Genomic DNA, 8,881 nt, shown 5'->3' with positions numbered 1-8,881 from the left:
CGATGGAATGTCAAATCTTCACGAGCGGGGGGCGCGGGTAATTTACGTGGCATGTAACCTTCTCGGGTTTAGTTTTATGATGACTGGGGGGTATTTTAACCTTTTTTGAGTGAAGCGGGAATTGCTGATAATTCATAGTCACTTACAAAGAGGGTTTAATGGCAGTGGGGTGCTGCCCTGGGCTGGTATGTTTTACCCCTATGGGGCTGGTTTTACAAAAAACATATTCATATAGAACGCACCTTGCGTGGGAACCCGTTGCAATCTTGCCATTGCTGATAATTATTATCAGCATACATCACTTCAACAATGGAGAAAAAGACCAGCCCAGTTTCTGAAGTTATAAAATTCTCGCTAACGGCTATCATTACTCTCAGACGGTGTATTTTTTTCAATTTTGCTTTTGCGTAAGCGTTTCCACAAACCACCCGCGCTGAAACACTGCCAGCCCCAGCGCAGCCAGCGCAATAAGGCGAATGCCAGCCATAAGGCCCAGGCCAGCATCACCAGGCGATAGACCCAGATTGGCAGGGAATACACCCAGGCTTGGGGGGATTGTGCCGTGCTGTGATCCTGGTACCAGTTGAGCTGCTGATAATAGGAGCCGTTGCCCTGGATATACATTTCCGGGCGACCCAGCAAGCCTTGTTCAATGGCGGTAAATAATACCGCCAGCGCGAACAGGGTGAGGAAAAACAGGCCGATTTGATAGAAATCAAAGCGCCATTTATTGAGATTTTCCACATTCAGTTGGCCGCGCCAGCCTAATGCCAGCAACCAGCCTGCCATCAACAGCATTGCGCTAATGTGTAATTGACTGGTGACGACCGCCAGCAATAGCCACTGCCAACTGTTCAGCGGGGTTAAAGGAATGCGGCCTAAAATTAAAGACAACAAAATCAGTACAATCAGTATCCCCCAGAATAAGACTGCTGGCCCGGTCATGGAACTGCCCAGAAACAGTACCCAGCGATCCTCAGGCAGCCTTAAACTTAAATGGGTGTTGACGCTGGATGTGCCGAGATCAAACACGGGGGTTTTTAACAGGTTGGTGATACCACCGGGCAGGCGTAATTCCAGTTTAATAGCCTGCTGCCCCGGTTTTAATGGCAGTGAAATTTTGTTGTTCTGTGCGCGTATCGGTTGTTCTTTACCATTGATTTTAACGGCTAATAGTTCTGCGTCTTCGGGCAGGCCAATGGTTTGCTCGCCGCCGCGACTGCTGCGCAGACTCAGCAGTAATTGTACGTCACTGGCGCGTTGCCCCGGCTGTACCTTAATATGGCTGTTTTCTATGGTCAGCACCTGCCCCGGCATTGCCTGCGGACGTGTCAGGCGCAAGGTGACGGATTCACCGGGCCAGGGCCGCCAGGTTGGCAGCCATAAGCCGCTGTTATCCTGGTGATGCACGACGGGGATACCTGTAATATCCAGATGCCAGATGGCACTGGTGTCCACTTTCCAGGTTTCCATCCAGTTGTGGTTATCCGGCGCAGTTAAGGTGATTTCTGGTTTTATCTCAAATACTGAAACCCAGCTTGTCCTGTTTTGTTCAGGTTTTAATTGCGCCATGACCCGCCCATCTTCCACACGCACACCAGCAGACGTTACCGACTCGCCTGCAAGCAGCGGTATTGCTAATAAAATACCGCTACCGCCAGGGCTGCGGCGGCTGACGGTGGTTTGCACCTGCCAATCCAGACCCAATAATAATTTACGCTCAACTTGTACAAACGGCGGCAAAGCACCGGTTTCCAGGGTTTCTTTTTTATCTTGCTGGTTTTGCTGGCGATGAAACTGTAATTGGCTTTCAACAAATCCGTTTTCATCCAGCCCTTCCAGACGCCAGCCTTCCAGTTTTACGCTCACTTTACGCGGTGGCAGGCTCAGCGGTAATTGCACCAGATTACGCGAGGGCCAGTTGCCTTCCAGGCGTACTTGATGGATACCGGGCGACAGCAGTAACCACAATATCCCGTTATCATCTCGTTGCAAGGCGTGGCTGCTTTGATCGTTCACCCAGACCTGCTGTGGCAGCCATTGTTTTTCTTTACCGGGCAGGGGAATGGCGATACGGGTCTGGGTGTGAATTTCCAGTTGTATGCGCAAACTGTCGGGGCTGGCCTCAAGGTGTAAACGTGGATTTGCTGCGCAATCGGGTAAACAGTCCGGTGGCTCCAGTAAGCGGTTTTGGAAATCCTGCAATAAATCGGTATTGGGAAATGCCGATAGGTTGTGTTCTGCTACGCTGGTTTCTGCGGCTTGCAGCGTGTTGTTTTGCAACAATAGTGGCACTGCCAGTATCAGCAATAATAATGTTGCAAGCCCCTTTTTACTGATTTTATCCAGCCAGTGACGCAATGTGTTCAGCCATGCCTGGTTTTTAGGTAGCTTATCAGACCATTGTCCGCCGCCAATTTGCCAGAGTAAAAAGACTAATAACAGCGCCAGTAACAGCGTGCGTAATAAACCTAATACCAAATTCATGGTCGGGGTGAGTAGATATAAACGGATTTCCTGATCCTGTTTTACCGGGCCATTCCAGCCTATTTTCATATAATTCCATTGCCAATCCGGCAACCCCGGCCCGGTTTGCACCTGGGCGCGGGGATCGATTTGGGTCAGGGATTTTTGAGCTTTGCCATAATATTGATGGCTTTTTTTAGTTTTCATTCTGCTCATATCAGCACTGGATGGGAGGCTTAATCTGTGACCAGATAATGCTTTTTGCTGTGGCAGCATATTTTGCTCAAGCATGGGCGCAGGTTCCGGTGAGTGCATGGCATCAACGTCTATTGCTGCTTCTTCCGCTTCTATCATATCGCCCATGCTCCCCACCGCTGCCTGTTGCCGGGGCAAGGGTGCAACCCGGTAACTATTGGCTAACTGAGGATATAGGCTGATGCGCACTTGCGATACCATAAAACTCAGCGACATGATCACTAAAGCCAGCGCCAGCAGGTTGCGCCCGGTTTTTACCCAGCCTGCAAGCCAGGCATCCCGTGGCAGCACCCGCAGCAGTGCCATTGTTGCCAGTACCAGCAGCCACAATATACGCGGCGCATCGGGTTCATGATAAATCAATAATAAGGTCAGCAGCGCCAGCGCGCCCCATGACCAGTGCCAGAGCTTGGCAATCGCCAGCGCGGTAATCAGCACGATAAACAAATCTAGCAGCGTCCAGCGTTTTAACCAGGTGCGTGGTGCCTTATCTGCGCCACTGAGATGAAATAACTTCCAGCCGGGTGGCAGATATAAACGTGTGCTGACTTTTTGCATGTCCTGCGCCCAAGCTACGGCAGGCAATGTGCGCAGGGGCATTTCTATGCGGCTGTCAGCCCGTAAATCAAGATGCCCCTGACGCAGTTCCACGCCTTGCCGGGTGCTGTCCGGTTCACTCACGCCCTGGGTAATCAACTGATCCGAGCCATTGACATTGACCCGTCCCAGTTGCAGCGGCAGGTTGACATCCAGCCGCCAGTCCCGGCTCATGGTACCGGCAATCATATCAGACACCGTAAACCCGCCGCCATCAAAGTCCAGCCACAATTTACGCCGTAAGCGTAAATCATTTGGTGCAGGTTCAGGATTACCGCGCCGGGTTTCAACAAATTTCAGGGTATCACCTTTTTGCACCCGGTAAGCTGGTAACTGCTGCCACTTTTTCGGTAATCGGGTTTGCTGTGGATCAATGGCAGTCAAGCCCTGAATATCCACCCGGCGCAAATCATGGCGCGCAGCAAATACCCAGACTTCTTCTTCAGTAAGCAGTGAGGCTTGCAGGCTGTTGACCGGCCCCAGATGACGAAATACCAGTTCAATACGACAATCTGCGCAGGCTTTAACCTGGGTTCGTAAGCGGGTATCGGCTTCCAAACGCACGGGGAAATCACTATTCAGACGTAAAACCTGCCAGTTTTTCCGCTCCTCAGCAGGAAATAAAGGTGGCAGGCTGATTTCCCGCGCCTGTCCTGAAACATTCAATTTGATCAGCAGGGTTTCCTGGAGTGGCATATCATCCACTAACTGACGATAAACATGTAAATCCAGGCGATCTGCTTTTTGTTTTTCTTGATCGCTGTCGCTGGGATCTAACCATAAACGCCCTTGCTTATCCTGCTTGGGGCGTTTAACAACCTGACCGTCCAGGCTCAGACTGACCAGGGCGGTGTGTGGTGGAATTTGCAGGGATTCAGGACGTTTTTGCCAGTCCCACTGGCCTTGTATTAAATAATCTCCTGCCGGTAAATAGACTGAAGGCTGACCATTCCTATCAATAACAACGGTTGATTCAGTATTATTCACTGCGCTGCGGGTATGCTGTGACAATCCGGCAATTTGTACGTTCTGGGGCCAATGGCGTTTATCTCCCGGCAGTTCAACCCAGGTTTTACCGCCCAGATGCCAATGCTGGCGGAAATATGCGCTGTTTTCTGTCACCGTGATTTGCAAGTTGCCCGGCCAGCGACATATTTGAGCGCCGGTTTGGTTTAAGAAACTGCAAGACCAGTCCAGTTGATTATGTAAAACCCAGTCCTGCCAGGGTTTGAGTGGTTCAGGAATGGCCTGCGGCGACAAAGGCGCTGCCTGGGATAAGGAAAACAATAACCACAAGCAGCAATAAAGCCCCATTTTTTGGATCATGCGCATCATCTTATCCTTCGCGGCAACGCTTTTGATTGATATATTGCTTATCATATCTTTGCTAATGACAGAAAGAAACTAAAATTCGAGAAATCCGCTATGCTTAATTTCCACAGCCACTTATCTATAAAACTTGATTTTTGCACGTTTATCCCTTATTTACACAAGCGGATATAAAATATGTCGGAACTTTTACCGGCTTTTATTACACAGCTGATTGAAGGAACAAAGTTAATGGTTACTGAAGAACAGATCTCCGCCAAACTGAAAGAATATATCGATCCTTATTTACAAACGGATCTCGTTGATGCAAAAGTACTGAAAAAAGTGGGTATTGACGGTGATACAGTCAATCTGGATCTGGTTTTCGGTTATCCGATTAATGGTTATGAAGCCACCTTGTCTGCGGCATTAAATGAAAAACTTACGACACTTGATGGCGTCAGTCAAGTGACTTGCAATGTCAGCCATAAGGTTGTCTCTCATGCCGCGCAAAAAGGCGTTAAACATATTGATGGCGTTAAAAACATTATCGCTGTGGCTTCCGGTAAAGGCGGCGTAGGTAAATCCACTGTTGCAGCTAATCTCGCGTTAGCTTTATCCGCTGATGGCGCAAAAGTGGGCATGTTGGATGCCGATATTTATGGCCCCAGCCAGCCGCGTATGCTAGGCGTCAGCGGTCAGCCTAAATCCGGTGATGGCAATTCACTGGAGCCGATGATGAGTTATCACATCCAGTCCATGTCCATCGGTTATCTGATTGACGAAGAAACCCCAATGATCTGGCGTGGCCCAATGGTGACTCAGGCATTAGAGCAGTTGCTGAAAGACACCAAATGGGAAGAGCTGGACTATTTGATTATTGACTTACCCCCAGGCACCGGCGATACGCAGTTGACCCTGGCACAGAAAATCCCGGTCAGTGGCGCGGTAATCATTACTACGCCACAGGATATTTCCCTGCTGGATGCACGTAAAGGCCTGAAGATGTTTGAAAAGGTTCAGGTGCCGGTATTAGGCATTGTGGAAAATATGAGTATTCATATTTGCAGCAATTGCGGTCATGAAGAGCATATCTTCGGCGAAGGCGGCGGGGTTTCCCTGGCTGACGAGCAGGATGTTGATTTCCTGGGTTCCTTACCGCTGGATAAACGCATCCGTGAAGATGCTGATAATGGCAAACCCACCGTGGTTGCCGATCCTGATGGTGCAATTACCAAACGTTACCGGGATATTGGTCGTCACATTGTGGCGAAATTATCTAAACAAAGTAAAGATTATTCTGCCAAGTTCCCCAGTATTAAAATTGTGCAGTAAAATTTAGGAATTCACGGCATCCTTACAGGGTGCCGTAAAATGCTGTTTGCCCGGTTCAGCTTTAATATGCAAAGCCAACCATACGCTGATTTGCTCTGGATCTGTCCAGGTAACGCGGTGGCGGCAATGGGCGGGAATAAACACATAGTCGCCCGGTAACAGTTCATGAGCCTGCGCCTCATCTGCAAAATGCAGACACGCTTTTCCACTGAGCAAAATCACCCATTCGTCCTCGTCTTGATCATACCAGGTGTCAGCGGCTGTGGCCTGACCTGTGGAAACAATACGCTCCAGGCGAAACTGCTGACCTTGCAGTAATTCAGTAAAAATTTCCGCTGATGCCTTGGCTTCCAGCCCCTTAAACAGTTGGTAGATGTGAGGCATTCCCTTCTAAACCACACCTGCGCGTAATAAATCATGCATGTGTAAAACGCCCGTTAATACCTGCTTATCATCGACAACCAATAAAGCACTGATATGGTGTTGCTGCATTAAACTTAATGCATCTACTGCCAGATTATCAGTCTGTACACAACGCGGATGGTGGCTCATGACTTCCTCTACCCTGGCCTCATGAATATTAATGTCTGCATCCAAAGTTCTGCGTAAATCGCCATCGGTATAAATACCCTGCACTTTTTGCCGGGTATCCACAACCGCAGTCATGCCCAGACCCTTCCGGGTCATCTCCAGCAAGGCGCTATCCAATGCCGTATCCGGGTGTACGCAGGGAATCTCATCACCGCAGTGCATGACATCGCTGACATGCAGTAATAAACGCCGCCCCAAACGCCCGCCAGGATGGGAACGTGCAAAATCATCCGCAGAAAATCCCCGGCTTTCCAGTAGCGCCACGGCTAAGGCATCGCCCATCGCCAGGGCTGCGGTGGTACTGGCAGTGGGGGCCAGACCCAGTGGGCAGGCTTCTTTTTCGACACTGACATCAAGATTCACCGTTGCCGCTTTTGTCAAGGTAGAACCCAGGTTGCCCGTCATGCTGATTAAAGGCACTTGCAAACGCCGAATCAAAGGTAAAATAGTTAAAATTTCTTCGGTTTCTCCTGAATTGGATAAAGCCAATACCACGTCTTTGCGGGTAATCATGCCGAGATCCCCGTGACTGGCTTCACCAGGATGTACAAAAAAAGCAGGCGTACCGGTACTTGCCAGGGTTGCGGCAATCTTGCCGCCAATATGTCCAGATTTCCCCATGCCGATAACCACAATACGCCCATCACAGTGCAACATGGCATCACAGGCCTGTACAAAACTATGGTTAATACGGTTTTGTAAGGCAGCGAGTGCCTGGGTTTCCGTTTCGAGTACCGCCAGCCCCAACTGGCAGAGTTTTTTTGCTTCAGTTTCAGTCATGATGTATAAATTTTTTTAGAAAAAACCACGATGGCATCAAAGTGCCAACCCTGACGTTGGTAACTGGGGTGGTGAAAATTTCCCAATGTAGTATAAAATCATATCCCACTTTTGTTCCGGTAAAAATCGTCATGAAGAAGGACTGGCAGTCCTCTTTGCTTGAAAAATAAGGAATATTAGCATTCTGGAAATTTTTTGGATAAAGGACTGCCAGTCCTGCATTTTCACCACTTCAGTTTACTTAAACAAACCACCCAAACCATCTTTACCATGCAACAGGTTTTTTGCCATGCTGCCGAGCGTAGTGACCAGTCCCGCCCAGAAACTGACAGAACGTGAAACAGAGTCATTATGCAGTTGCAACAAAATCTCATTAGGGTTAATAATCAGACGCTCGGCAACGCGCGTGGTAATATCTCCATCGGCATTAATCACGGTTTGTAATATCACGCGTTCCGTGCCAATTTCAAAAATCTTGCGCAGCAGGCTCAGTTCTGCGGCATCCAGCGCCAAATCTTCAAGCTGCTGCATGTCCTGACGTTTCAGATCATTATTCCAGTTGGCATTGTCTTTATCATAATATGCATCTTCCACAGCGTCCTGCACAGCTTGCTGGCGGGCTTTGCGATAGCTGTCCAGACTAAAATCCGCTTGCTCATGATAAGCGCGTTGAATAAACATCGAAACCAGTTGTTCTGACTGACTGGCGATACGGTATAACATCACCCGTTTTTCTTTCACTGCCTGAATTTCTGCCAAATGCTTAGGCTGCTTAGAATCTTTAGAATCGATTTCCAGTAATTGTTGATCGATTTGCTTAACCCCCGCATTGGCCCGACGTCGCAATTCCAGAAAAGACATCAACCCCGCCGAATCCCACTCCACCGGTTCCCGGCAATGCAATTCCTCCAGCTTGGAATGATATAAGGTGGCAATTTTGAACAACGCTTCACGGCGGTTAGCGGGGAGCTTACTGCCCGTCATATCGGCTTTAACAATAGTATTCACTTCCAGGCTGAGCAGATCGCCTGCCAGGGTTTTCAGCGATAAACCTGCCATCAGCCAAGTCCCGTCATCCGTCCTTCACGCTCATCAGGCACTTCGCCTGCCGCTTCGCTTGCCACCTTTTTTTCTTTGCTTTCAATATTGCCAATCAAGTCTGTCAATTGCTGCAAAGCTTTAATATTGCCTTGCATGATTTCCATGCCCTGACGTTCGCGCACACCATGAAAGCCGCGTACATTTTCCAGGGGCGTGCTGAGAAACTCCTCACTGAAGGCGGTGGTAATATCACCATCAAGCAAATTAATCCGGGTGACAATTTGTTTGGCATCGCTGGCTGGCTGGATTTTACCGCTACGGTCATAGGTAAAATCCCCCACCACCGTGCGAATATCCAGGTTTACCAGATTGGAAACCGCTTGTTTAATATCATCCATAGAAAGCATGGCTAAAATTCCTGTAAAAAATCCGCTGGTTCTAACAAAAAAATTGACAGTTTACGGTTAAGCATTTTTACTCAACCGTAAACCGTAAACCGTAAACCGTA

6 protein-coding genes are annotated in these 8,881 nt (G+C 48.9%); 1 reads left to right on the top strand and 5 read right to left on the bottom strand.

Annotated elements, in window-relative coordinates; translation table 11 throughout:
* Window positions 1–354: 354 nt before the first annotated feature.
* Window positions 355–4,653 (bottom strand): hypothetical protein, encoded by a 4,299-nt coding sequence (locus QUF61_RS08475; RefSeq protein WP_289681319.1) that lies wholly within the window; start codon window positions 4,651–4,653, stop codon window positions 355–357.
* Window positions 4,654–4,878: 225 nt separating this feature from the next.
* Here QUF61_RS08475 and apbC point away from each other — a divergent pair, with 225 nt between their 5' ends.
* A complete protein-coding gene (apbC, locus tag QUF61_RS08470; protein ID WP_103920992.1) occupies window positions 4,879–5,961 on the top strand; it encodes an iron-sulfur cluster carrier protein ApbC in 1,083 nt (360 codons plus the stop codon).
* Window positions 5,962–5,964: 3 nt separating this feature from the next.
* Here apbC and QUF61_RS08465 read toward each other — a convergent pair whose 3' ends face one another.
* The 4 genes from QUF61_RS08465 to QUF61_RS08450 form a co-directional block, all read right to left on the bottom strand.
* Window positions 5,965–6,345, bottom strand: a complete 381-nt coding sequence (locus tag QUF61_RS08465; RefSeq protein WP_289681318.1) for a cupin domain-containing protein — start codon at window positions 6,343–6,345, stop codon at window positions 5,965–5,967.
* Window positions 6,346–6,351: 6 nt separating this feature from the next.
* Window positions 6,352–7,332, bottom strand: coding sequence for a KpsF/GutQ family sugar-phosphate isomerase (locus tag QUF61_RS08460; RefSeq protein WP_289681317.1), 981 nt, complete (start codon window positions 7,330–7,332; stop codon window positions 6,352–6,354).
* A gap of 237 nt (window positions 7,333–7,569) precedes the next feature.
* Window positions 7,570–8,391 (bottom strand): hypothetical protein, encoded by an 822-nt coding sequence (locus QUF61_RS08455; protein WP_103920961.1) that lies wholly within the window; start codon window positions 8,389–8,391, stop codon window positions 7,570–7,572.
* Window positions 8,391–8,780: a hypothetical protein gene (locus tag QUF61_RS08450; protein ID WP_103920960.1), complete on the bottom strand. Its 390-nt coding sequence runs from the start codon at window positions 8,778–8,780 to the stop codon at window positions 8,391–8,393. The genes QUF61_RS08455 and QUF61_RS08450 overlap by 1 nt, the downstream gene beginning before the upstream one ends.
* Between the last annotated feature and the right edge of the window lie 101 nt (window positions 8,781–8,881).

This window comes from Candidatus Venteria ishoeyi (assembly GCF_030378065.1).
In the GTDB taxonomy this organism is placed as follows: Bacteria; Pseudomonadota; Gammaproteobacteria; order Beggiatoales; family Beggiatoaceae; genus Venteria; species Venteria ishoeyi.
The sequence above is the reverse complement of the archived record's forward strand: the minus strand, read 5'-3'. Positions and strand labels throughout refer to the sequence as shown.

What these genes read in the sequence shown, in the direction of transcription:
- apbC (WP_103920992.1), top strand. Translation starts at nt 4,879, where the DNA reads ATGGTTACTGAAGAACAGATCTCCGCCAAACTGAAAGAATATATCGAT.
- QUF61_RS08455 (WP_103920961.1), bottom strand. Translation starts at nt 8,391, where the DNA reads ATGGCAGGTTTATCGCTGAAAACCCTGGCAGGCGATCTGCTCAGCCTG.
- QUF61_RS08465 (WP_289681318.1), bottom strand. Translation starts at nt 6,345, where the DNA reads ATGCCTCACATCTACCAACTGTTTAAGGGGCTGGAAGCCAAGGCATCA.
- QUF61_RS08475 (WP_289681319.1), bottom strand. Translation starts at nt 4,653, where the DNA reads ATGATGCGCATGATCCAAAAAATGGGGCTTTATTGCTGCTTGTGGTTA.
- QUF61_RS08450 (WP_103920960.1), bottom strand. Translation starts at nt 8,780, where the DNA reads ATGCTTTCTATGGATGATATTAAACAAGCGGTTTCCAATCTGGTAAAC.
- QUF61_RS08460 (WP_289681317.1), bottom strand. Translation starts at nt 7,332, where the DNA reads ATGACTGAAACTGAAGCAAAAAAACTCTGCCAGTTGGGGCTGGCGGTA.